The 22943-nt window shown below is 36.4% G+C and carries 24 protein-coding genes and 1 tRNA gene; 19 read left to right on the top strand and 6 right to left on the bottom strand.

All coding sequences use genetic code 11. The annotated features are described in order from the left end of the window. The first annotated feature begins 19 nt into the window (after window positions 1–19). From BAQ44_RS05215 to BAQ44_RS05245, 9 genes are all read left to right on the top strand, one after another. Window positions 20–832, top strand: a complete 813-nt coding sequence (locus tag BAQ44_RS05215; protein WP_000368939.1) for a pyruvate, water dikinase regulatory protein — start codon at window positions 20–22, stop codon at window positions 830–832. Window positions 833–867: 35 nt separating this feature from the next. Next, window positions 868–1044 carry a hypothetical protein gene (locus tag BAQ44_RS30785; RefSeq protein WP_161491749.1) on the top strand — a complete coding sequence of 59 codons (177 nt, stop codon included), beginning with the start codon at window positions 868–870 and terminating at the stop codon, window positions 1042–1044. A gap of 155 nt (window positions 1045–1199) precedes the next feature. After that, window positions 1200–1355, top strand: coding sequence for a hypothetical protein (locus tag BAQ44_RS31340; protein WP_169833821.1), 156 nt, complete (start codon window positions 1200–1202; stop codon window positions 1353–1355). A 75-nt stretch (window positions 1356–1430) separates the two neighbouring features. Beyond that, on the top strand, window positions 1431–1604 hold the full coding sequence (locus tag BAQ44_RS31345) for a DUF188 domain-containing protein (protein ID WP_144290969.1): 174 nt from the start codon (window positions 1431–1433) through the stop codon (window positions 1602–1604). Between the two features lie 82 nt (window positions 1605–1686). After that, on the top strand, window positions 1687–3483 hold the full coding sequence (gene dnaG / locus BAQ44_RS05225; RefSeq protein ID WP_061677311.1) for a DNA primase: 1797 nt from the start codon (window positions 1687–1689) through the stop codon (window positions 3481–3483). Window positions 3484–3542: 59 nt separating this feature from the next. Beyond that, the gene (gene rpoD, locus BAQ44_RS05230) at window positions 3543–4670 is read left to right on the top strand and encodes an RNA polymerase sigma factor RpoD (protein WP_000764063.1); all 1128 of its coding nucleotides are present in this window, start codon (window positions 3543–3545) and stop codon (window positions 4668–4670) included. Window positions 4671–5055: 385 nt separating this feature from the next. Next, complete coding sequence (gene cccA, locus BAQ44_RS05235) at window positions 5056–5412, top strand: cytochrome c550 (protein ID WP_000828145.1); 357 nt, start codon at window positions 5056–5058, stop codon at window positions 5410–5412. 165 nt (window positions 5413–5577) lie between these two features. After that, window positions 5578–6285 (top strand): tRNA (adenine(22)-N(1))-methyltransferase, encoded by a 708-nt coding sequence (locus BAQ44_RS05240; RefSeq protein ID WP_061677313.1) that lies wholly within the window; start codon window positions 5578–5580, stop codon window positions 6283–6285. Next, a complete protein-coding gene (locus BAQ44_RS05245) occupies window positions 6282–7403 on the top strand; it encodes a Nif3-like dinuclear metal center hexameric protein (protein WP_071721122.1) in 1122 nt (373 codons plus the stop codon). The genes BAQ44_RS05240 and BAQ44_RS05245 overlap by 4 nt, the downstream gene beginning before the upstream one ends. A gap of 40 nt (window positions 7404–7443) precedes the next feature. On the opposite strand, the gene BAQ44_RS05250 is transcribed toward BAQ44_RS05245, so the two are convergent. Next, window positions 7444–8394, bottom strand: coding sequence for a 4-hydroxy-3-methylbut-2-enyl diphosphate reductase (locus tag BAQ44_RS05250; RefSeq protein ID WP_000706674.1), 951 nt, complete (start codon window positions 8392–8394; stop codon window positions 7444–7446). An 89-nt stretch (window positions 8395–8483) separates the two neighbouring features. Then, window positions 8484–9230, bottom strand: coding sequence for a VrrA/YqfQ family protein (gene vrrA, locus BAQ44_RS05255; protein WP_061677318.1), 747 nt, complete (start codon window positions 9228–9230; stop codon window positions 8484–8486). 180 nt (window positions 9231–9410) lie between these two features. On the opposite strand from vrrA, the gene BAQ44_RS05260 reads away from it, so the two are divergent. Together BAQ44_RS05260 and BAQ44_RS05265 are read left to right on the top strand one after the other, a co-directional pair. After that, the gene (locus BAQ44_RS05260; protein WP_061677320.1) at window positions 9411–10721 is read left to right on the top strand and encodes a DEAD/DEAH box helicase; all 1311 of its coding nucleotides are present in this window, start codon (window positions 9411–9413) and stop codon (window positions 10719–10721) included. Between the two features lie 191 nt (window positions 10722–10912). Beyond that, complete coding sequence (locus tag BAQ44_RS05265; RefSeq protein ID WP_061677322.1) at window positions 10913–11809, top strand: deoxyribonuclease IV; 897 nt, start codon at window positions 10913–10915, stop codon at window positions 11807–11809. Window positions 11810–11835: 26 nt separating this feature from the next. On the opposite strand, the gene BAQ44_RS05270 is transcribed toward BAQ44_RS05265, so the two are convergent. Next, window positions 11836–12090: a DUF2624 domain-containing protein gene (locus BAQ44_RS05270; RefSeq protein WP_061677324.1), complete on the bottom strand. Its 255-nt coding sequence runs from the start codon at window positions 12088–12090 to the stop codon at window positions 11836–11838. A gap of 149 nt (window positions 12091–12239) precedes the next feature. On the opposite strand from BAQ44_RS05270, the gene BAQ44_RS05275 reads away from it, so the two are divergent. From BAQ44_RS05275 to BAQ44_RS05290, 4 genes are all read left to right on the top strand, one after another. Then, complete coding sequence (locus BAQ44_RS05275; RefSeq protein WP_061677326.1) at window positions 12240–13118, top strand: YitT family protein; 879 nt, start codon at window positions 12240–12242, stop codon at window positions 13116–13118. Window positions 13119–13354: 236 nt separating this feature from the next. Continuing rightward, window positions 13355–14125, top strand: coding sequence for a metal ABC transporter ATP-binding protein (locus tag BAQ44_RS05280; RefSeq protein ID WP_001059649.1), 771 nt, complete (start codon window positions 13355–13357; stop codon window positions 14123–14125). Beyond that, on the top strand, window positions 14125–14958 hold the full coding sequence (locus tag BAQ44_RS05285; protein WP_061677330.1) for a metal ABC transporter permease: 834 nt from the start codon (window positions 14125–14127) through the stop codon (window positions 14956–14958). Before BAQ44_RS05280 ends, BAQ44_RS05285 begins: the two co-directional genes overlap by 1 nt. 13 nt (window positions 14959–14971) lie before the next feature. Continuing rightward, window positions 14972–15385 carry a Fur family transcriptional regulator gene (locus BAQ44_RS05290; protein WP_001054512.1) on the top strand — a complete coding sequence of 138 codons (414 nt, stop codon included), beginning with the start codon at window positions 14972–14974 and terminating at the stop codon, window positions 15383–15385. Window positions 15386–15463: 78 nt separating this feature from the next. On the opposite strand, the gene ispG is transcribed toward BAQ44_RS05290, so the two are convergent. The 3 genes from ispG to BAQ44_RS05305 all read right to left on the bottom strand — a co-directional run bounded on the left by ispG (window position 15464) and on the right by BAQ44_RS05305 (window position 17916). Then, window positions 15464–16567: a flavodoxin-dependent (E)-4-hydroxy-3-methylbut-2-enyl-diphosphate synthase gene (gene ispG, locus BAQ44_RS05295; RefSeq protein WP_075308387.1), complete on the bottom strand. Its 1104-nt coding sequence runs from the start codon at window positions 16565–16567 to the stop codon at window positions 15464–15466. A 164-nt stretch (window positions 16568–16731) separates the two neighbouring features. Then, window positions 16732–17097 (bottom strand): protein YqfZ, encoded by a 366-nt coding sequence (locus BAQ44_RS05300; protein ID WP_063260797.1) that lies wholly within the window; start codon window positions 17095–17097, stop codon window positions 16732–16734. 54 nt (window positions 17098–17151) lie between these two features. Next, window positions 17152–17916, bottom strand: a complete 765-nt coding sequence (locus BAQ44_RS05305; RefSeq protein ID WP_061677337.1) for a DUF1189 domain-containing protein — start codon at window positions 17914–17916, stop codon at window positions 17152–17154. A 242-nt stretch (window positions 17917–18158) separates the two neighbouring features. Here BAQ44_RS05305 and BAQ44_RS05310 point away from each other — a divergent pair. From BAQ44_RS05310 to BAQ44_RS05325, 4 genes are all read left to right on the top strand, one after another. Continuing rightward, window positions 18159–18232 (top strand) — tRNA-Ile (locus BAQ44_RS05310). Window positions 18233–18453: 221 nt separating this feature from the next. Beyond that, window positions 18454–19065, top strand: a complete 612-nt coding sequence (sodA, locus tag BAQ44_RS05315; RefSeq protein WP_001052034.1) for a superoxide dismutase [Mn] — start codon at window positions 18454–18456, stop codon at window positions 19063–19065. Window positions 19066–19182: 117 nt separating this feature from the next. After that, on the top strand, window positions 19183–20460 hold the full coding sequence (locus BAQ44_RS05320) for an MFS transporter (RefSeq protein WP_061677338.1): 1278 nt from the start codon (window positions 19183–19185) through the stop codon (window positions 20458–20460). Window positions 20461–20569: 109 nt separating this feature from the next. Then, window positions 20570–22696 (top strand): peptidoglycan D,D-transpeptidase FtsI family protein, encoded by a 2127-nt coding sequence (locus tag BAQ44_RS05325; RefSeq protein ID WP_071721124.1) that lies wholly within the window; start codon window positions 20570–20572, stop codon window positions 22694–22696. Window positions 22697–22943: the final 247 nt, after the last annotated feature.

The following is a 22943-nucleotide window of genomic DNA, read 5'->3' on the forward strand; positions in this document are numbered from 1 at the left end:
TTTAAAGTGAGGTAATGTAATGGATAATAAAATCGTATATGTCGTATCTGACTCTGTTGGAGAAACGGCTGATTTGGTTGTTCGAGCAGCGATGGGGCAATTCCCATTCGCTCCTGATATTAGACGTGTACCGTATGTAGAAGATACAGGGACATTAAAAGAAGTGATTTCAATTGCTAAGAGCAATCAAGCGCTTATTTGTTTCACGTTAGTAAAGCCTGACATGCGCCAGTATTTAGTGACAGAGGCCGCGAAAGAAGGCGTAGAGGCATATGATATTATCGGGCCTCTTATCGATCAAATTGAAGAAATTACAGGGCAAGTACCAAGATATGAGCCGGGTGTTGTTCGTAGATTAGATGAAGAATACTTTAAAAAGATTGAAGCGATTGAGTTTGCTGTAAAGTATGATGATGGTAGAGACGCACGTGGTATTTTAAAAGCAGATATCGTGTTGATTGGGATTTCGCGAACATCTAAAACACCACTTTCTCAATATTTAGCTCATAACAAACGTTTGAAAGTTGCCAATGTACCGCTCGTACCAGAAGTAGATCCACCTGAAGAGTTATATCAAGTGGCTAAAGAAAAATGCTTCGGTTTGAAAATTACGCCAGATAAGTTGAATCATATTCGAAAAGAGCGATTGAAATCACTTGGATTAAGTGACGGTGCAACATATGCCAATATTAATCGTATTAAAGAAGAAATTGATCACTTTGAGAATGTAGTCGGTAAAATAGATTGTCAAGTAATTGATGTATCGAATAAAGCGATTGAAGAAACAGCTAACATTATTGTGAATGCAGTGCAAAACCAAAAATTGTTTTAGCACATTTACCAAAGGTGAATGTGCTTTTTTCGCTCATGAAAAAAGCAATGCCTGTTGATTTCGTAATAGATTATAGCGGAGTGGTTATACTTATATTCTTCTGTCTTTTTATTAGGCTAAAGGTAGGGTTTCGTTATCCTGAAATAGAAGGTGAAAAAATAAAGGGATATGTAGCGCAGTTGAAGAAAATATATTATAATAAAAAATTGTGATAAAAACCTATATTTTACGTTTAGACTTTAATTTTTCAGAATAAACTAGGGATAGGATTTACGAAAAGACATGTAATTACGTTAAATCGACAAAATCTATACAAGAAAACGCACATTATGGAAGGATTCGCAGAAGGGATGTAGAATACAGAAATATGCAAAACATCAATATCGTATTAGTTGATGCAGATGCATATCCTGTGAATGCTGAAAATTGTGCAAGTTGGAACGAAAGTTCATGTCGAAATTTTGTTTGTCACATCGTATGCTCATCGTTTAAGGAAGTAGCAAGGGAAATTGGATCTATGTAGATGCTGAATAAGCTAAAGTTGATTTTTTATATGTATCAACATGCAAAAGAAACAGATCTCGTGATCACATAGGATATGGTACTTGCTAGTCTTCTTGTAAAAAAAAGTGTATATGTATTGTCTCCAGGAGGTACATTTGTAACAGGTGAGCAAATGGATACAATTTTATATAGTAGGTATGTATCTGCGAAATTACGCAGAAAAGGGCCTGCAAAATCGTTTGATAACGTGATCGACAACACTTTCTAATAAGTTTAGAAAAAATATTGTCGAATTATAAAGGAATTTTTTAATTTATATCGAATACAAAATACGACACGGAGATGGATTTATGGGGAACAGAATTCCCGAAGAAGTTGTTGAACAGATTCGGACGTCATCGGATATTGTAGAAGTGATTGGTGAATACGTTCAACTTAGAAAACAGGGACGTAACTATTTCGGCCTTTGTCCATTTCATGGTGAGAATTCTCCTTCATTCTCTGTTTCATCGGATAAGCAAATTTTTCATTGCTTCGGATGTGGAGAAGGTGGAAATGTATTTTCCTTTCTAATGAAAATGGAAGGATTGGCTTTTACCGAGGCTGTTCAAAAGCTAGGTGAAAGAAATGGAATTGCGGTTGCAGAGTATACATCAGGGCAAGGACAACAAGAAGACATATCTGATGACACTGTCATCATGCAACAGGCTCATGAACTTTTGAAAAAGTATTATCATCATTTATTAGTAAATACAGAAGAAGGAAATGAAGCACTTTCGTATTTGTTAAAACGTGGTATTACGAAAGAGATGATTGAGAAGTTTGAAATTGGTTATGCGTCACCTGCTTGGGATGCAGCAACGAAAATTTTACAAAAAAGAGGCTTATCGCTGTCTAGTATGGAACAAGCTGGTCTTCTCATAAGAAGCGAGAAGGATGGTAGTCATTATGATCGCTTCCGTGGAAGGGTTATGTTTCCAATCTATACGTTACAAGGTAAAGTGATAGCGTTTAGTGGAAGGGCGCTAGGAGATGATACTCCGAAATATTTAAATAGCCCTGAAACACCGATTTTTCATAAAAGTAAATTGTTGTATAACTTCCACCAAGCGAGGCCGTTTATTAGAAAACGTGGGCAAGTGGCCCTTTTTGAAGGGTATGCCGACGTACTAGCTGCGGTAAAAAGTGGTGTGGAAGAAGCTGTTGCGACAATGGGAACAGCTTTAACTGAAGAACAAGCAAAACTTCTGCGACGTAACGTTGAAACTGTTGTTCTTTGCTATGATGGTGATAAAGCAGGGCGAGAAGCAACGATGAAAGCAGGGCAATTATTGCTAAAAGTCGGTTGCCAAGTGAAAGTTATATCCTTGCCAGATAAGCTTGACCCTGATGAATATGTGCAACAATATGGGACAACTGCTTTTGAAAATCTTGTGAAATCAAGTATAAGTTTTGTTGGTTTTAAAATAAATTATTTGCGTTTAGGGAAAAATTTGCAAGATGAGTCTGGCAAAGAAGAATATGTGAAAAGTGTTTTAAAAGAGTTATCGTTGCTACAGGATGCGATGCAGGCAGAATCATATTTGAAGTCATTATCGCAAGAATTTTCGTATTCAATGGAAACACTTTTGAATCAATTGCACCAATATCGCAAAGAACAAAAGGTACAGCAAAAACAAGTAAAGCAGGTTTCTAAGCCGTCTCAAATTGTTCAAACAAAACCGAAGTTAACAGGTTTTGAAAGGGCAGAAAGAGAAATTATTTACCATATGTTGCAAAGTCCAGAAGTGGCTGTTCGTATGGAATCCCATATAGAAGATTTTCACACAGAAGAACATAAAGGGATTTTATATGAACTATACGCATATTATGAAAAGGGAAATGAACCTTCAGTCGGAACATTTTTAAGTTGGCTCTCTGATGAGAAGTTGAAAAATATTATCACTGATATTTCGACGGATGAATTTATTAATCCAGAATACACAGAAGAAGTGTTACAAGGCCATTTGGAGACGCTTAGACGTCATCAAGAAAAACTTGAGAAGACGGAAATCATCTTTAAGATAAAACAGATGGAAAAAACAGATCCTGTAGAGGCTGCTAAATATTATGTAGCATATTTACAAAATCAAAAAGCGAGAAAATAGCTTTTTTGATAAATTTTTAGTATAATGAATGTTTGTATCTCGCGTAAGGAGGGGAACAGATGGCTGACAAACCAGCTCGTTCTAAACAAATTGAAACTGAAATGACCCTTGAGCAAGTGAAAGAACAACTCACTGAGCTCGGAAAAAAACGTGGCGTTCTTACATATGAAGAGATTGCAGAACGCATGAATGGATTTGAAATTGAATCCGATCAAATGGATGAATACTATGAATATTTAGGTGAACAAGGGATTGACTTAGTTGGTGACAACGACAACGAAGAAGGTCCTAATAATCGCCAAATTTCAAAAACAGAAGAAGAATTCGACCTTAATGATTTAAGTGTACCACCTGGGGTTAAAATCAATGATCCTGTTCGTATGTATTTAAAAGAAATTGGTCGTGTAGATTTACTATCTGCAGAAGAAGAAATTCGACTTGCAACGCGTATTGAAGATGGCGATGAAGAAGCGAAACGTCGTCTTGCAGAAGCAAACTTACGTCTTGTAGTAAGTATTGCAAAGCGCTACGTGGGCCGTGGTATGCTTTTCTTAGACTTAATCCAAGAAGGGAATATGGGTCTAATTAAAGCGGTTGAAAAGTTCGATTATCGTAAAGGTTTCAAATTTAGTACGTATGCAACTTGGTGGATCCGCCAAGCGATTACACGTGCGATTGCAGACCAAGCACGAACAATTCGTATCCCAGTTCATATGGTTGAAACGATTAATAAGTTAATTCGTGTGCAACGTCAATTATTACAAGATTTAGGACGCGAACCATCTCCTGAAGAGATTGGTGAAGAAATGGATCTTGCTCCAGAAAAAGTACGCGAAATCTTAAAAATTGCACAGGAGCCAGTTTCTCTTGAAACACCGATTGGTGAAGAAGATGACTCCCATTTAGGTGATTTCATTGAAGACCAAGAAGCAACATCGCCTGCGGACCATGCAGCGTATGAATTGCTAAAAGAACAATTAGAAGATGTGTTAGATACACTAACAGATCGTGAAGAAAATGTTCTGCGTCTTCGTTTTGGCTTAGATGATGGACGAACTCGTACGCTTGAAGAAGTTGGGAAAGTATTCGGCGTAACGAGAGAACGTATCCGTCAAATTGAAGCAAAAGCACTTCGTAAATTAAGACATCCAAGCCGTAGTAAGCGTCTTAAGGATTTCTTAGAATAGGTTCTTTTTAAGTTTACTTCACCTTTGTGAAGTAAACTTTTTTATTTTGTTAACTTTTGTTAAACTTTAGCTATCGGCAACGATTACAATTTCTTGTAATTTATTTTACAGAATTGTCTTTTGATTTGCAAATGCTCATTTTTCGATTTTTCGATTAATTTTGTTTATTCTATACAAAAATATATGTAGAAAAGTGAAAAATATGATGAGAAACGTTAATAATTATCGAAATAATAAGCGATATAACAATAAAAAACAATAAACTGAATTTATGGAATATTTTTAACGATTAGTAGTTTACTCTTTTCTGATAGAGCGTTTTCAAGTACAATGGAAATGACTGAATCATCTAACTATTTAGGGGTATAGAGGGGGGAGAAGAGATATGAAACGTAATCCGCTGATTCCGTTCGCTCTTATTGCAGCATTAGGTATTATCGTTATGTTTGTATTTTCATTTCAGGGGCTAAATAAATCTAAAGAGTTAGCTGATGCAAAAAATGGTGGGAAGCCAGCGCAAACAGCATCGAAGCCAGAGGATATTGTGAAGCAAAGCTGTACGAGCTGCCACGGTGACCAGTTACAAGGGGCAGTAGGGCCTAATTTACAAAAGATTGGTGGGAAACTTTCGAAAGATGAAATTAAAGAAATTCTTTCGAAAGGAAAAGGAAATATGCCACCAAATATAGTTCCAGCTGATCAAGCGGCTAAAGTAGCTGATTGGTTGTCGAAGAAAAAATAAAGTTCCGTATGACAAGCCTTTTGCTTATGCAAAGGGCTTGTTTTTCTATATTTTCTAAAATACGATGAGTGATCGAGAAGTGAATTGTTGTTATGGGCTTGCAACAACTACTATAAATTCATTATCATGGAGACAGACTGACAAGAGAAGGAGTAATGGAAATACATGAATGAAGTAAAGCTTTCAAAACGATTAGAAGAAGTTGTGCGTGAAATACCAGTAGGATCTACAGTTGCTGATATTGGATCGGATCATGCGTATTTACCGTGTTATACAATTATAAATAACATTGCTACAAAAGCAGTTGCAGGAGAGGTTGTAGATGGACCATTTCGCTCTGCACAAGCAACTGTAGCTGAAAGTGGCTTACAAGATAAAGTGGATGTACGTAAAGGGAATGGATTAGCTGTTATCGCGCCAGGAGAAGTAGATGTAATTACGGTTGCTGGAATGGGCGGAGCGTTAATTCGTGACATTTTAGAAAGTGGTAAAGAAAAATTAGAAGGTGTAACGCGTTTAATTTTGCAGCCGAATATTGCAGCGCATCACATTCGTGAATGGTTTATTGAAAATGGGTGGGAACTTATCCATGAAAAAATCGTAAAAGAAGATGGGAAAATTTACGAGATTTTAGTAGGAGAGCGTGGAAACATTGCGATGCCTTACTCTGAAAATAAGCAAGCTGAATTGTTTATGGGGCCATTTTTAATAAAAGAAAAGGGTGAAGCTTTCGTTGAGAAATGGGAAGGAGAATTGAAAAACTTCCAAAATATTTTAAAACAGTTAGAACGTGCGGCTGATTCTGAAGAAACAAAAGCGAAGCGTGCGGAAGTAGAAGCGAAAATGAAAATGATAGGGGAGGTTTTATCATGAGTAAAATTCCAAACGGCCATGAAATTATTTCTTTATTTGAAAGTATGTATCCGAAGCATTTGGCAATGGAAGGAGATAAGATTGGCCTGCAGATTGGAGCGCTTAATAAACCTGTACAGCACGTATTGATTGCGTTAGATGTAACGGAAGAAGTTGTGGAGGAAGCAATTCAATTAGGAGCGAATGTCATTATTGCGCATCACCCTTTAATTTTTAATCCGTTAAAAGCAATTCATACAGATAAAGCGTACGGAAGAATTATTGAAACGTGTATTAAAAATGATATCGCCATTTATGCAGCACATACAAATGTGGATGTTGCTAAGGGCGGGGTAAATGATTTACTTGCTGAGGCGTTAGGATTGCAAAATACAGAAGTTCTGGCACCGACATATGCAGAAGAAATGAAAAAAGTTGTTGTGTTTGTGCCAGTAACTCATGCAGAAGAAGTACGAAAAGCATTAGGAGACGCAGGAGCTGGTTATATCGGCAATTATAGCCACTGTACGTTCAGTGGCGAGGGTACAGGTACGTTTGTACCTCAAGAGGGGACAAATCCTTATATCGGGGAAACTGGACAGTTAGAGCGCGTAGAAGAAGTGCGAATTGAAACGATTATTCCAGCTTCACTACAGCGAAAAGTGATTAAAGCAATGGTAACGGCACATCCATATGAAGAAGTAGCGTATGATGTGTATCCACTTGATAACAAAGGTGAAACATTAGGGCTTGGGAAAATAGGATACTTACAAGAAGAAATGACACTTGGACAGTTTGCAGAACATGTAAAGAAATCATTAGATGTAAAGGGTGCACGAGTTGTTGGGAAATTAGATGATAAAGTGCGCAAAGTAGCTGTACTTGGTGGTGATGGTAATAAATACATCAATCAAGCTAAATTTAAGGGAGCGGATGTATATGTAACAGGTGACATGTATTATCATGTTGCTCATGATGCGATGATGCTCGGTTTAAATATAGTTGACCCAGGACATAACGTTGAAAAAGTAATGAAGCAAGGTGTGCAAAAGCAATTACAAGAAAAAGTGGATGCAAAGAAACTCAATGTACACATTCATGCTTCGCAATTACATACAGATCCATTTACATTTGTATAAGAAAAATAAAAACCGTTGCTCATATAGGCAACGGTTTTTATTATTGTTCTTTTTTCACTTTTACACGAGGTAATATTTTTTGTAACGGTACTTTTCGAACTCTCTCCCACGTAGCGGGATTCATTGGATCATATTGATCTAAGAAAGCGATAACTTCTTTCGTAATTGGAGTTGGAGTAGAAGCACCTGCTGTAACAGCTACATTTTCTACACCTTGTAGCCACTCTAATTTAATCTCACTTACGTCTGCAACGCGGTATGCTTTCGTACCAGCAATTTCTTGTGATACTTGTGCTAAACGGTTTGAGTTGTTACTTTTTGGATCACCGACAACAATTGTTAAATCTGCAACATCAGCTTGTTTAGCGACCGCTTCTTGGCGAACTTGAGTTGCTAAACAAATTTCCTTATGGAATTCTGCTGTTGGGAATTTCTTCTGAATGTCCTCCATTAAATGCTGAACATCCCATTGGCTCATTGTCGTTTGGTTCGTAACTAAAATTTTATCCGTTGGAATTTCTAATGTTTTTAAATCATCAGCTCTTTCAATAAGATGAACGATATCAGGTGCGATACCAACTGCGCCTTCTGGTTCTGGATGATTTTTTTTGCCGATATAAATGACATGGTAACCTTCAGCTTTCTTTGCTTCGATAAGGTCATGTGTTTTTGTAACATCTGGACAAGTGGCATCGATTGTCGTTAAACCTTTTTCTTTTGCACGTTGTTTAACTTCTGGAGAAACACCGTGTGCAGTGAAAATAACAGTACCAGATTCGATTTTATCTAAAATTTCTAATCGACTTGGACCGTCTAATGTAATAATGCCATCTTCTTCGAACGCATCTGTTACATGTTTGTTGTGAACAATCATACCTAAAATATAAATAGGTCTTGGTAATGATGTATCTAATGCGGCGTTACGTGCAATAACCATCGCGTCCACAACACCGTAGCAATAACCACGAGGGGAAATTTTAACAATTTTCATATGAGTAATCCTCTCCTTCTAAACAAGGGATACTTTTGTGCATAGTCTTTTACATTATAAAGGAGGAGTGGATAGAAAACAAAGGATTGTTACACATATAGTTTTGGTTTTGTTGCTATTTTTTGAACAGGCTCCTCTCGTAATTCTTTTTCTATGACAGGCTCAATCACTATTTTTTTTCTTTTTCTTTTTTTTTGTGGAGGAGGCGGAGTTGCTACCTCAACCTTTTCTGCTATGTCTTCAGCTTGATCTTCAGTTGAATCTTCTTCCGTACTTTTTCCAGAGGTGAGGATTTTAACAATGCTTGGTAAGTTACGCATAATAGGACCGTACTGTTCGACGACAGGGCTTACAGATTGAACGACTTGGGAAACTTTTTCAATATTGTTTATCATATTAGTTGGATTCGAAATTAAATTCGCAAAAAAACTGCCGATGCCGCTACTGGATGCTGCTGTAGTTGCTGCACCGCCGCGCGTTTCATTTGATTCATACATTTGAGGGGGAATCATTTGCTCTGGATGCGGCTGCATGTATGGTTGATATTGTTGTGAGTATTGCTGCGGGTATTGTTGTTGGTATTGGTATTGTTGTTGATATTGGGGCGGCGGTTGCTGGCGCTGGTGCTGGTGCATCATTGGCGGCGGTCCTTCCATTTGTCGATAAGGTGGAACCATTTGCATGAAAGGCTCGGTGGGATCATTTTTTTTAAAGAGTTTAGCAAGGAACCCTTTCTTTTTTTGTGCCATCGGTGGTAGTTGTGGAATTGGATATGGTGTATAAGGTTGCTGTCCTGGATTCGGATACATTTGCCTTGTAGGAGATTTTGGAAACATGTGAGAAATCCTCCTTTCTTCAGTTAGGTATATACACATACAATATGCAATAAGAGGGAAGAAGGTTAGTTTTTGAAGGAAAAACCTAAACTAAAGATGGATTTTACTTGTAGATTTCGATATAATGTAGACTTGACTGATTTGTGCGCGCAGTAGAAATTTAGAAAGAAGGTGTAACTTATGACACAACAAACTTTTACACAGTATGATTTTAAACCATTTTTAATAGATGCAGTTCGTGAACTACGCTTTACAGAGCCGACAGGAATTCAAAAGAAAATTTTCCCGGTTGTGAAAAAAGGTGTAAGTGTAATTGGACAATCCCAAACAGGTTCTGGGAAAACACATGCATACTTACTTCCTACATTGAACAGAATTAATGCAAGTCGTGAAGAAGTACAACTTGTTATTACAGCGCCTACTCGTGAGTTAGCACAACAAATTTACGAAGAAATCGTGAAATTAACAAAGTTTTGTGCGGAAGATCAAATGATTACAGCACGTTGTTTAATTGGTGGAACTGATAAACAACGATCAATTGAAAAGTTGAAAAAGCAACCTCATGTTGTAGTTGGAACACCAGGACGTATTAAAGATTTAGTAGAAGAGCAAGCGCTATTTGTTCATAAAGCAAATACGATTATTGTCGATGAAGCAGACTTAATGCTTGATATGGGATTCATTCATGATGTAGACAAAATTGCAGCACGCATGCCTAGAAACTTGCAAATGCTAGTTTTCTCTGCAACAATTCCTCAAAAACTAAAACCGTTTCTGAAGAAATATATGGAGAATCCAGAGCATATTCATATCAATCCAAAACAAGTTGCGGCTGGGAATATTGAACATTATTTAGTACCTTCTAAACATCGTAATAAAATCGATTTAGTGAACAAAATGTTGCTACAATTTAAACCATATTTAGCAGTTGTTTTCACGAATACGAAGAAGATGGCGGATCAGGTTGCTGACGGATTAATGGAACGTGGCTTAAAAGTTGGACGAATTCACGGAGATTTATCACCGCGTGATCGTAAAAAAATGATGAAACAAATTCGTGACCTTGAATTCCAATATATTGTTGCAACGGATTTAGCAGCACGTGGTATTGATATTGAAGGAATTAGTCATGTTATTAACTACGAACTTCCATCAGACTTAGATTTCTTCGTTCACCGCGTTGGAAGAACAGCACGTGCAGGGCATTCAGGTATTGCAGTGACGATTTATGATCCAGCAAACGAAGAAGCGTTAGATAGTTTAGAAAAACAACGTCATATTGAATTCAAGCATGTAGATTTACGTGGAGATGAGTGGGCGGATTTAGGTGAACGTCGTCGTCGTAAGAGCCGTAAGAAACCAAATGATGAACTTGACGTTATGGCAACAAAAGTTATTAAAAAGCCGAAAAAAGTAAAACCAAACTATAAACGTAAACTTGCAACAGAACGTGACAAAGTGAAGAAAAAATATAGCAATAAAAAAAGATAAGGGGAACCCCCTTATCTTTTTTTATCTGGCTATTTGCGGGATAATAATCAGTGGGGAATGGAAAAAACACTGATTAAAGTTTCGGTGTAGCCAGTTACAATTTGCGTAGTGTTTTAGGAACAAACAATTCACTACATATTTCTACAAATTATGCTATCATTATATCTATTGTATATTGAAGAGGTGATTGTATGTTAAAAATTGGATCTCATGTTTCCATGAGTGGTAAGAAAATGTTATTAGCAGCAAGTGAAGAGGCTGTTTCATACGGTGCAACGACGTTTATGATTTATACAGGTGCGCCGCAAAATACACGAAGAAAACCAATTGAAGAATTGAATATAGAAGCAGGAAGAAAACATATGGAACTAAACGGTATTGAGGACATTATCGTACATGCGCCATATATTATTAATGTTGGGAATACGACGAAGCCAGAAACATTCCAATTAGGTGTAGACTTCCTTCGCATGGAAATTGAAAGAACATCGGCATTAGGTGTGGCGAAACAAATCGTTCTTCACCCAGGTGCGCACGTTGGGGCAGGAGCGGATGCTGGTATTCAACAAATTATTAAAGGGCTTAATGAAGTGTTAACGCCAGAACAGACGGTTAACATTGCGTTAGAAACGATGGCAGGAAAAGGAACGGAATGCGGTCGTAGCTTTGAAGAAATTGCAAAGATTATTGATGGTGTAAAATATAATGAGAAATTATCAGTATGCTTTGATACGTGTCATACGCACGATGCAGGATATGATATTGTAAATGATTTTGACGGCGTATTAAACGAATTTGATAAGATTGTTGGTATTGATCGTTTGCAGGTACTTCATATTAATGATAGTAAAAATGTACGCGGCGCAGGAAAGGACCGTCATGAAAATATCGGCTTCGGTCATATCGGTTATAAAGCGTTACATCATATTGTGCATCATCCGCAGTTAATGCACGTACCAAAAATTCTTGAAACGCCATATGTAGGTGAAGATAAAAAAGATAAGAAGCCGCCATATAAATTAGAAATCGAAATGCTGAAAAATGGTACTTTTGATGAAGGAATTCTTGAGAAAATTAAAGCGCAATAAGCAATAAGGAGGGGATTTTCCCCTCCTTATTTTAGTAGTTGCTGAAATAAAGTATTTACTTGTTGGGCAGTAGCAGGGGAGGTTACTTTTGCTATTTGTTTTAAGAGCGCTAGCCGTTCGTCATTATCGTAAATGTTAATATTCTTTCCTTTCATAAGTAAAACAATTTGATCGGCTTGGGCAGTCGTAATAGAGACTTCATATTCTTTGCTATATTTCAATAACTCTTTTGTAGAAATATGATTTAATTTTTTATTTACGAGTTGTTTAATGAGGTTCATCGAGTTATCCTCCTTCACACGTTCTTCTATCGAAATATATGAGTACGTAGCTTGTACATATTCGTATAGAGTTTCTTTTTTCATGAGAAAAAGAAGCGTATGTTATAATATAAGGACAAAACTATAGAAAAAGAGTATGGGGAGGATTTATGGAGCAGAAGCAACATCGAAAAGAAAGTGTTATCCATCTTATTTATCGTTTAGTTATGATTATTTTTGGGGCGGCATGCGCAGCGGTAGCGATTGAACTATTTTTAATGCCAAATAAAATTATTGATGGTGGAATTATTGGTATTTCTCTTATATTAGATTATCTTACTCCTAATATTTGGTGGTTAAGTTTCTCTACTTTAGTCGTTATTCTCAATATCCCATTTATGTATTCAGGCTATAAGCAAATCGGAAAAACGTTCATGCTATCTTCGGCGTTCGGTATTGTAGCTTTAGCATTTATTGAATCAACGTTACATGCTGTTCCGCCATTTACAACAGAGCCAATTTTAGCGACAGTGTTTGGTGGTCTTATTTTAGGTCTTGGTGTAGGACTCGTTATTCGTCATGGTGGATCAATGGACGGAACAGAAATTATGGGTATTTTATTAACGAAGAAATTACCTTTCTCTGTTGGTGAATTTGTAATGTTTGTGAACTTATTTATTTTTGCATGGGCGGCATTTGTATTTGGTGTTGAACAAGCTATGTATTCTGTTATGGCGTACTATATTGCCTTCAAAACAATTGATACAGTCATTCAAGGTTTAGATGAAACGAAAGCCGTTTTAATTGTATCAGATCAATATGAAGAAGTATCAAATGCGATTTTGCATCGTCTTGGTCGTGGAACTACAAAGCTTGTAGCGAAAGGCGGTTACACAGATAAAGAAAAAGAAGTTATTTATGCAGTTGTAACGCGTCTGGAAGTGACAAAGTTAAAATCAATTGTGTATGAAATTGATGCGAATGCGTTTGTTACGATTATGAGTACGCAAGAGACAAATGGTGGTAAGTTTAAATCAGCTATTCACTAAAACATGTATCTTGAGGAAAAATAATCAGTAGGGGATGGCCTCATCTGATTAAGGTTACGTTTTATAGGGATATTTTTCGAAAGCAGAGAATTTTTCTCTGCTTTTTGTTATAATAGTAAGGTTTCTTGAAAAAAATGATATATTTTAGGCAGATTGGTTTACAACTATAATAAGCTGTACTATAATTCAAATAGATATAAATCGGAATCATTCTGAATTAAAATAGGTGAGATGCTATGAATAATATATTAGAAATAGAAGGATTGTCATTTCGATATGAAGATCGAAATGTGTTAGAAGATATTAATTTGCAAGTTCCGAAGGGAGCTTTTTTAGGTTTAGTTGGGCCAAATGGTTCTGGGAAATCAACTTTGCTAAAATGTTTATTAGGCGTTTTAAAGCCAAAGCAGGGAAGTATTCGTTTGTTTGGTGTTGATAGTAAGAAGTTTAAAGAATGGAACAAAGTTGGTTATGTGTCGCAAAAAGCAAATAGCTTTAATTCTGGTTTTCCGGCAACTGTTTTTGAAGTTGTATCAATGGGACTCGTTTCGAAAAAAGGGCTGTTTCGCTTTTTTACGAAAAACGATAAGGAAAAGGTAGAAAAAGCGATTGCTGATGTAGGGATGAGTGAGTTTCAAGGGCGCAATATCGGAGAACTTTCTGGTGGACAACAACAGCGTGTATTTATTGCTCGTGCGCTCGTTAGTGATCCTGAATTACTTATTTTGGACGAGCCCACTGTTGGAATCGATGTGAAGAATGTAGAAAGTTTTTATGAGATATTAGAGGATTTAAACAAAAGGTTAGGAATCACATTAATTCTCGTTACTCATGATATGGGAGCAGTTACGGAAAAGGTAACACATGTTGCATGCTTAAACCAACATCTACATTTCCATGGAAATGTAGAGAAGTTCCGAGAGTTAGAAGATGCGGAAATGTCGGTCTTATATGGACATCATGTTCATCGTTTAGAACACGAGCATGAGCATCACGGGAGGATATAATGATACAAGATTTTTTACAATATGACTTTTTACGTAACTCTTTATATGCAGGAATTTTAATAGGACTTGTTGCACCGCTTATCGGTGTGTTTGTTGTCATTCGCCGTATGTCGCTTATTGCGGATGCATTAAGTCACGTGACATTATCAGGTATTGCTGCAAGTTTACTACTAGAAAAAACAATTTTTACAGGAGGATTTTTAAATCCTTTATATATGGGAATGGTTTTTTCTATTGGTGGGGCGTTACTAATTGAAAAATTACGTACTGTATATAAACATTATCAAGAATTAGCAATTCCGATTATTCTTTCAGCAGGAATGGGGATTGGGGTTATTTTTATATCACTTGCAAACGGATTTAACACTGATTTATTTAGTTATTTGTTTGGGAGTGTAAGTGCTGTAACAAGTACAGATTTAATCATTATTGGCATTGTAGCAATTGTTGTTATTGCAACGATTACTTTATTATACAAAGAGTTATTTTTACTATCGTTTGATGAGGAATACGCTGTATCAACTGGTTTGAGTGCAAAGTGGATTCACTTTATTTTCATTATATTGGTTGCTCTTGTCATTGCAGTATCAATGCGTGTAGTAGGGGTTCTGCTCGTATCATCATTAATGACTTTACCAGTTGCAGCAAGTATTCGTATCGCGAATGGATTTAAACAAACAATTTTCTTTTCCATTTTATTTGGTGAAATTGCAGTAATTGGTGGAATGTTTGCTTCATATCAACTTGATCTAGCGCCAGGTGGTACAATTGTTATGATAGCAGTTCTTATTTTAATTGGTGCGATTTTATGGAAAAAGAAAAAAACTGCATAAAGTAGGGATAGATATGAATCTAACAGAAGCTTTACGCCTAATGAAAGATAAAGGATACAAACATACTGGGAAAAGGGAAGAAATGCTCAGGTTATTTGCAGCTCACAATCGTTATTTAACGGCGAAAGACGTTTTAGAGCATATGAAGGATGATTATCCAGGTCTTAGCTTTGATACGATTTATCGTAACTTAACGGTGTTTGCTGAAATTGGTGTTCTGGAACAAACGGAATTAAATGGTGAAAAACATTTTCGATTTACATGTTCTATTATGGAACATCATCACCATTTTATTTGTTTAGATTGCGGGGGGACGAAAGAGATTACTTCCTGCCCGATGGATTTTATGAATAAAGATTTTAACGGTTATGAAGTAACCGGTCATAAGTTTGAAATATACGGCCGTTGTCCAAAATGTGCAAAGTAAAAGCTCGTCAGTTATATAACTGACGAGCTTTTTACGTAGAAAGGAAGGTTGCTCACAAATATTGTGGCAACCTTCTTTTTATTGTTCTTGTGTTTCTTTTTCTTTTTCTCGTTCAGCAGCCATTTCAGCAGCGATTACGTCGATTTCTTTTTTCAGTTCTTCTACCATGATTTCTTCTGGTACTTTACGAACAACTTGCCCTTTACGGAATAATAATCCTTCTCCACGTGCACCGGCAATACCGATATCAGCTTCACGAGCTTCACCAGGACCGTTTACAGCGCAGCCAAGTACTGCAACTTTAATTGGTACTTTTAGTGTAGAGATGTATTCTTCTACCTCGTTAGCGATGCTAATTAAGTCAATTTCAATACGACCGCAAGTTGGACAAGAAATAAGTGTTGCTGCATTAGATGCAAGGCCGAATGACTTTAATAGTTCACGTGCAACTTTTACTTCTTCAACTGGGTCAGCACTTAATGAAATACGTAGTGTATTTCCGATGCCTTTATTTAAGATTGCTCCAAGACCAGCGGCACTTTTTACAGTTCCGGCAAATAATGTTCCAGATTCTGTAATACCTAAATGTAATGGATAGTCAAAAGCGCGTGCAGCTTTTTCGTATGCTTCAATTGCTAAATTAACATCAGAGGCTTTCATAGATACGATAATATCGTGGAAATCTAAGTCCTCTAAAATTTTAATGTGATGTAGGGCACTCTCGACCATACCATCTGCAGTTGGGTATCCGTACTTTTCTAAAATGTGACGCTCTAATGAACCTGCGTTTACACCGATACGGATTGGAATACCGCGTTCTTTTGCTGCATTTACAACAGCTTCTACTTTATGGCGACGACCAATGTTACCTGGATTGATACGTACTTTATCAATGCCACCTTCAATTGCTTTTAAAGCAAGGCGATAATCAAAATGAATATCAGCAACAAGTGGAATGTTGATTTGTTTTTTAATATCAGCAATAGCATTTGCTGCGCGTTCGTCTGGAACAGCAACACGAACGACTTGACAGCCAGCTTCTTCTAAACGTTTAATTTCAGCAACTGTTGCTTCAACATCATGTGTTTTTGTTGTTGTCATACTTTGTATAATTAATTCATTATTACCGCCAATTGTTAAATTACCGACTTTAACTGGACGTGTTTTTGTACGATGAGTCATTTCATTCACGAATAGATCGCTCTCCTTATAAAAGAAGTTTCTTATTTAGTCCCTCATATCAATGATAGTATACGTGATACAGGGCTATAGAAACCGAAGTGCTCGGTTTCACTTTTACTATTGTATCAGCGCCTTTATGTAATTGACAAGGATTAAGTGATTGCTTATTGATATAACGGGAATTTATAAGACTTTCCAATTTGTATTTTTGTAGCAGATGTATTTTTATTTAATTGTTTAAAATCATCAATTACTTTTTCGATAGAAGGAATTTTCTTCTTATTAATCGCTTCTGTAATGGAAAGAACCGTATCACCTGTTTTGACTTCTATTGTTTTATAAGTGACATCTGCTTCTTTTTCTGTTTTGTTCTCTTTATTTTGTTTTGTATCTGTATTTTCTTGTTTTATCGTTTGGGCCGCATTTGTTTTTTTATATGAACTTAACATCGGTAAAGTGCCGATTTTTATATCGTAATAAAATATATAACCAAGAACAAGCACGAATAAGAATATACCTAATCTCTTCATATTCTTCACTCCTTTGCTAGGAATATATGCTTGTCCAAAAAAAAAAATGCCTATTTAGGCATTTTTTTCGTTCGGTTTTGGAACTTCTTTAATCGTTAAGTATAGAACAATTAAAACAACTGCGATATAAATGAATGTTGAACCAGGTACAACAATTTTGAATAAATCCATAATCATAAAGAAGATTGTTGGAATTGTGTAGCTGTATGCAGTTAACGTCCATACTTGCTTATAAGATAATTTACGTTGACCACTCATAGCAGAACCTATAAACGCAAGTAAAGTAATTCCTAAGAAAGTAATAAACAATTGGAATAGGTATACTAACACGCCGATAACGGCTAGTAAAATTGGATAAATACTATCGAATACAGAAATAAAATCTTGCAAATCTTTCTTCTCAAGAGATGTCCCTAATAAATCATTATAGGAGTATGTTTGTTGCTGACCATTTCCTATAGAAACTACTTTATCTTTTAAAATAAATAAACCAGTTTTGTTTTGATATTGTTCTATATCTGTTGTATTGGGATCAAATACGAAAAGAGCATCTCCCTCTTCCTTTTGAATAGGTTGTTCAATATCCGCTTTTAGTTCACCGTTTTCGATTTTAAAATCAGGTAAATCTTTTTCAATTGCTTGATTTACCATAGTAACACTATCTTGGATAAAGCTACCGTAAAAGAATGTTCTTGGAATAGTAGTGATTAGACAAAGTAGCATAATATACAAAATGGTTTTTCCGATTTTTTGAAAACGGAATAGCGCCATATCTTTAGGCGAATATACGCTTTTTGCTAATTGGGTAAATATGGACATAGATTCACTTCCTTTGTGTATGTATAAAATCATTGTAACGTAGGAATCTAGAGAATCTCAAGATATATTATATTTACATATAGTGGAGATAACTAAATTTCTTTTTATTAATTTTCTTCTTTTAAATGAGAAAAATACAATTGACACTTTTCTTTTTCGTATGGTAAATTTATCTTACATTTCTTAAAGGATATATCCAATAGGAATTCCTTTATTTGATATGTTGTTACATACATAATTGTGGACCCTTAGCTCAGCTGGTTAGAGCAGACGGCTCATAACCGTCCGGTCGTAGGTTCGAGTCCTACAGGGTCCATATCCATTTCACATGTTTATTACGTCAGTAGGAAGCTTCCTTGTAGAAGGGAGCTTTTTTTACGGAATATATGAGCATTTTAATTGAAAAGAAGTGGGAATTTTGCTACGTTAATGATAGCAAGACAATGTGATTTATTTGTTTGCACCCTATGGCAATTAGGGTAGAATGAAGTTGTATGTCACTTAAGTGGCAATACATAAACTGGGAGGAATATAACAATGGCAAAACACGAATTACCAAATTTACCTTATGCGTATGATGCTTTAGAGCCTCACTTTGACAAAGAAACAATGAACATCCATCATACAAAACACCATAACACGTACATTACAAACTTAAACGCTGCTTTAGAAGGTCATGCAGAATTAGCTGACAAAAGCGTAGAAGAATTAGTTGCAAACTTAAACGAAGTACCAGAAGCAATCCGTACAGCAGTACGTAACAATGGTGGCGGACATGCTAACCATACATTCTTCTGGACAATCTTATCTCCAAACGGCGGCGGACAACCAGTAGGCGAACTTGCAACTGCAATTGAAGCGAAATTCGGTAGCTTCGATGCATTCAAAGAAGAATTCGCAAAAGCTGGCGCAACTCGTTTCGGTTCTGGCTGGGCTTGGTTAGTAGTAAACAATGGTGAGTTAGAAGTAACAAGCACGCCAAACCAAGATTCTCCTCTAACTGAAGGTAAAACTCCAGTTGTTGGTTTAGATGTTTGGGAACATGCTTACTACCTAAATTACCAAAACCGTCGTCCAGACTACATCGGTGCATTCTGGAACGTTGTAGATTGGAACGCTGCTGAAAAACGTTACCAAGAAGCTAAATAATTGTAATAACGATAGAAAAAAGCTAGGAGAATGCTCCTAGCTTTTTTCTATGCTTTCCTTTTACATAATTGGGCTTGTCTTTGGAAGACTAGAACATGAAGTAAAGGAGAGTTGTGTATGAAGTTGAAACATATAATTGGTGACGTTGAAGTGAATCGGGATTTAGTGTTATTGCTCCTTATTGGAGGTTTATACACGCTCGCAATTTCTTTATCGAATACGTTTGTTAACATTTATTTATGGAAACAAACACAAAATTATGTGAATCTTGGCTTGTATAATTTGGCCAGCGTTGTATTACAGCCTCTCACATTTCTTATAGGTGGGAAATTAGCGAAACGTATTGATCGCTCAATCTTGTTACGAATAGGAGTAGGCACGTTAGCAATTTTTTTTATCGTTGTTTTAGTAGCGGGAAAAAGCGCTTCTCACTATATTTTATTAATGGGGGCTCTTTTAGGGGTCGGTTATGGTTTTTACTGGCTCGCGTTTAATTTATTAACATTCGAGATTACAGAACCAGAAACAAGAGATTTCTTTAATGGGTTTCTTGGACTTCTTACATCCTTCTCTGGCATGATTGGACCAATAGCAGCTGGATACACAATTTCACGTATGGAAAAATGGAGTGGCTATACGGTCATATTCTTTCTTTCGTTACTGTTATTTGCAATTGCTGTCATTTTAAGCTTTTTTGTATCTAAGAGAGAATGCGAAGGACGGTATGAAATTGTACAAGTATTGAAAGAGCGGCAGATTGATAAAAATTGGGGAAGAATTACACGTGCTCATTTTTTCCAAGGGCTGAGAGAGGGAACATTTATTTTTGTGATTTCCGTGTACGTGTATTTAGCAACTGATAGCGAGCTCGCATTAGGGAAGTATAGCTTAGTAAATTCGGCTGTATCATTTGTGTGTTACTATTTAGTTACTCGTATGTTAAAGAAAGAATGGCGAAAAAAAGCAATTTTGCTTGGAGGCATTATTTTATATGCTGTCGTATTTTTAGTTATATTCAATGTTACATACGCAAAATTACTTATTTATGCAGCGTGTATTGCGATTGCATACCCTATTTTGCTCGTTCCGTACGGGTCCATGACATATGATGTAATTGGCAGAGCGAAAAATGCGAGAGAGTGGCGTGTAGAGTATGTAGTTGTCCGGGAATTATGGTTAAATGCAGGAAGAATTTGCTCGATTTTAAGTTTTTTATGTGCTGTACTATTCTTTCCGCCTGAAAAAAGTTTACCTTACTTATTATGTATTTTAGGTGCAGGACATTTTCTTATCTATTTTGCAGTTAAAAATGTCAAATATGATGAGGGAAATGCGAGTAAAACAAGTGTTGTAACGCAAGCGACTGCGCAGAACCAAACAGAACCAGAAGGTTAACTTCTCGGTTGTTTTATGCTAGAATAGAAAAAGATGTAAGACAGCAGTGAGGACACCTGTATGAAGGTGTCCCTTTCACATTACATAGCTGTTGGTAGAGGGGGTTTGTATGAGCAAGAAGCAGAAACAACAAAAGAAAAAGACTCACGTTCCTTTTCGGTTAAACGTGCTGTTTTTCTGCGTGTTTTTATTGTTCTCCGCGGTTATTGTAAGGCTTGGATATGTACAAATTGTTCGCGGTGAGGAATATAAGAATGAAGTGGAGAGGAAAGAGAACTCGACGATAAGCAATCCTGTACCACGTGGGAAAATATTTGACCGTTATGGACGAGCTGTAGTAGATAATGCAGCTGTACGTACGATTACATTTACAAAAATGAAAGGATCAACTGCAGAGGCTCGCTTAGAGACAGCGAAAAAGCTAGCAGATTTGATTGAAGTACCGACAGATAAATTAACAGATCGCGATAAAAAAGATTATTGGCTTGCTATGCATAAAGAGGAAGCGAAAGAAAAAATTACAAATAAAGATCGTCAAGAGTTAAAAGATAAAAAAATTGACGATAAAGAAGTAGATGAGCGTCAACGAAGTCGCGTGACAGAAGAAGAAGTGAATCAATTATCCGCAAAAGATTTAGAAGTACTAGCGATTAAAAGCAAAATGGACGGCGGATATGCAATGACACCTCAAGTCATTAAAAAGGATGCTACAGAAGTAGAATATGCGATTATTAGTGAAAACCTAGCAGCATTACCGGGTGTAGATACGAATGTTGATTGGGATCGAAAATATGTTTATGATGATTTATTCCGAAGTGTACTTGGCGGGGTGTCAACATCTGATGAAGGCTTACCTAGAGAAAGACTAGATTACTATCTTGTTCGTGATTATAATCGAAATGACCGCGTAGGGAAAAGTTATCTTGAGCAGCAATATGAAGATAGCTTGCACGGTAATAAAGCGGAAGTGAAAAATATTACAGATAAAAACGGTAATATTTTAGAAACGATTAATGTATCAAAAGGGCAAAGTGGTAATAATCTGAATTTAACAATTGATATGGAATTACAAAAGCGTGTAGAAGAAATTATCACTAAAAATTTATTGAGATATAAAGGGGGACAACCTCTTTTAGATCGTGCATTCGTTGTAATGATGAATCCAAAAAATGGTGAAGTTTTATCTATGGCAGGGAAACAGTTAGTGGAAGAAAATGGCGAAACGAAAGTGCAAGATTTCGCATTAGGAACGATGACAAGCTCTTATCCGATGGGATCAACTGTAAAAGGTGCGACAGTACTTACAGGCTATCAAACAAATGCGATTCAACCAGGTTCAGTTCAGCTCGATGAACCAATCGTGTTGAAAGGGACGCCGAAAAAATCTTCTTGGAAGACGATGGGATATATTAATGATCTGACAGCATTAAAAATGTCTTCTAACGTATATATGTTTAAAACAGCGATGAATATCGCAGGTGTTCAATATGTGAGAGGTGGTACGTTAGATATACCACAAAAAGCATTTGATACGATGCGTTATTATTTTGGACAGTTTGGACTTGGTGTGAAAACAGGTATTGATTTACCGAATGAATCAGCGGGTCAAACAGGTAAAGGAACTCAGCCAGGTTTCCTATTAGATTTATCAATTGGACAGTATGATACGTATACACCACTTCAATTAGCACAATATGTTTCAACAATTGCAAATGGTGGTTACCGTATGCAGCCGCAAGTTGTAAAGGAAATTCGTCAACCGGCAGCGAAACCAGACGAAGTTGGAAAAGTTGTTCATTCAATGGAACCGAAAGTACTAAACCGTATTGATATGCCTGAATCACAAATTAAACGTGTTCAGGAAGGATTTAGACAAGTATTTAACGATTCTGGTGGTACAGCTGCGAAATACTTTGCAGGTGCACCATATAAAGCTGCTGGTAAAACAGGTACAGCTCAAACTGTGTATGGCGGAGATAAAGAGATTGGTAGAAATGCAAAAAATGAACGTAAAGAGACATATAACTTAACGTTAGTAGGTTATGCGCCACTTGAAGACCCTGAAGTAGCATTTTCTGTTGTTGTACCTTGGGTAGATGATAAATCAGGTATTAACGGTTATATTAGTCGTGACATTATGGACGCGTACTTTGATTTGAAAAAAGTAGAAAATGGCGAAGCTACACAAGAGGAAATAGATAAGAAAAATAAAAATAAAAAGCAAGATGATGAATAAAAAAGTTGTAAAAAAGCACACTATCTGAAAAGATAGTGTGCTTTTTTTTATGGTTCACGCATACGTTTTAATAAAGTGGACAAGCATATCATATCGGAAAATCAAGGGCCTCATAATTGATACTTGTACATCTTTCTGGAGGATAACGGTTTTATGGACCAATCATCAGTGAAGATGAACAATGGCTACGGATTAAATTTTTACTTAATGTTGATTCTTGTGGAACTTTACAAAACTTTTACAAACA

It is taken from the genome of Bacillus mobilis (assembly GCF_001884045.1).
Classification (GTDB): domain Bacteria; phylum Bacillota; class Bacilli; order Bacillales; family Bacillaceae_G; genus Bacillus_A; species Bacillus_A mobilis.

What these genes read in the sequence shown, in the direction of transcription:
- BAQ44_RS05215 (WP_000368939.1), top strand. Translation starts at nt 20, where the DNA reads ATGGATAATAAAATCGTATATGTCGTATCTGACTCTGTTGGAGAAACG.
- BAQ44_RS30785 (WP_161491749.1), top strand. Translation starts at nt 868, where the DNA reads ATGAAAAAAGCAATGCCTGTTGATTTCGTAATAGATTATAGCGGAGTG.
- BAQ44_RS31340 (WP_169833821.1), top strand. Translation starts at nt 1,200, where the DNA reads ATGCAAAACATCAATATCGTATTAGTTGATGCAGATGCATATCCTGTG.
- BAQ44_RS31345 (WP_144290969.1), top strand. Translation starts at nt 1,431, where the DNA reads ATGGTACTTGCTAGTCTTCTTGTAAAAAAAAGTGTATATGTATTGTCT.
- dnaG (WP_061677311.1), top strand. Translation starts at nt 1,687, where the DNA reads ATGGGGAACAGAATTCCCGAAGAAGTTGTTGAACAGATTCGGACGTCA.
- rpoD (WP_000764063.1), top strand. Translation starts at nt 3,543, where the DNA reads ATGGCTGACAAACCAGCTCGTTCTAAACAAATTGAAACTGAAATGACC.
- cccA (WP_000828145.1), top strand. Translation starts at nt 5,056, where the DNA reads ATGAAACGTAATCCGCTGATTCCGTTCGCTCTTATTGCAGCATTAGGT.
- BAQ44_RS05240 (WP_061677313.1), top strand. Translation starts at nt 5,578, where the DNA reads ATGAATGAAGTAAAGCTTTCAAAACGATTAGAAGAAGTTGTGCGTGAA.
- BAQ44_RS05245 (WP_071721122.1), top strand. Translation starts at nt 6,282, where the DNA reads ATGAGTAAAATTCCAAACGGCCATGAAATTATTTCTTTATTTGAAAGT.
- BAQ44_RS05250 (WP_000706674.1), bottom strand. Translation starts at nt 8,394, where the DNA reads ATGAAAATTGTTAAAATTTCCCCTCGTGGTTATTGCTACGGTGTTGTG.
- vrrA (WP_061677318.1), bottom strand. Translation starts at nt 9,230, where the DNA reads ATGTTTCCAAAATCTCCTACAAGGCAAATGTATCCGAATCCAGGACAG.
- BAQ44_RS05260 (WP_061677320.1), top strand. Translation starts at nt 9,411, where the DNA reads ATGACACAACAAACTTTTACACAGTATGATTTTAAACCATTTTTAATA.
- BAQ44_RS05265 (WP_061677322.1), top strand. Translation starts at nt 10,913, where the DNA reads ATGTTAAAAATTGGATCTCATGTTTCCATGAGTGGTAAGAAAATGTTA.
- BAQ44_RS05270 (WP_061677324.1), bottom strand. Translation starts at nt 12,090, where the DNA reads ATGAACCTCATTAAACAACTCGTAAATAAAAAATTAAATCATATTTCT.
- BAQ44_RS05275 (WP_061677326.1), top strand. Translation starts at nt 12,240, where the DNA reads ATGGAGCAGAAGCAACATCGAAAAGAAAGTGTTATCCATCTTATTTAT.
- BAQ44_RS05280 (WP_001059649.1), top strand. Translation starts at nt 13,355, where the DNA reads ATGAATAATATATTAGAAATAGAAGGATTGTCATTTCGATATGAAGAT.
- BAQ44_RS05285 (WP_061677330.1), top strand. Translation starts at nt 14,125, where the DNA reads ATGATACAAGATTTTTTACAATATGACTTTTTACGTAACTCTTTATAT.
- BAQ44_RS05290 (WP_001054512.1), top strand. Translation starts at nt 14,972, where the DNA reads ATGAATCTAACAGAAGCTTTACGCCTAATGAAAGATAAAGGATACAAA.
- ispG (WP_075308387.1), bottom strand. Translation starts at nt 16,567, where the DNA reads ATGACTCATCGTACAAAAACACGTCCAGTTAAAGTCGGTAATTTAACA.
- BAQ44_RS05300 (WP_063260797.1), bottom strand. Translation starts at nt 17,097, where the DNA reads ATGAAGAGATTAGGTATATTCTTATTCGTGCTTGTTCTTGGTTATATA.
- BAQ44_RS05305 (WP_061677337.1), bottom strand. Translation starts at nt 17,916, where the DNA reads ATGTCCATATTTACCCAATTAGCAAAAAGCGTATATTCGCCTAAAGAT.
- sodA (WP_001052034.1), top strand. Translation starts at nt 18,454, where the DNA reads ATGGCAAAACACGAATTACCAAATTTACCTTATGCGTATGATGCTTTA.
- BAQ44_RS05320 (WP_061677338.1), top strand. Translation starts at nt 19,183, where the DNA reads ATGAAGTTGAAACATATAATTGGTGACGTTGAAGTGAATCGGGATTTA.
- BAQ44_RS05325 (WP_071721124.1), top strand. Translation starts at nt 20,570, where the DNA reads ATGAGCAAGAAGCAGAAACAACAAAAGAAAAAGACTCACGTTCCTTTT.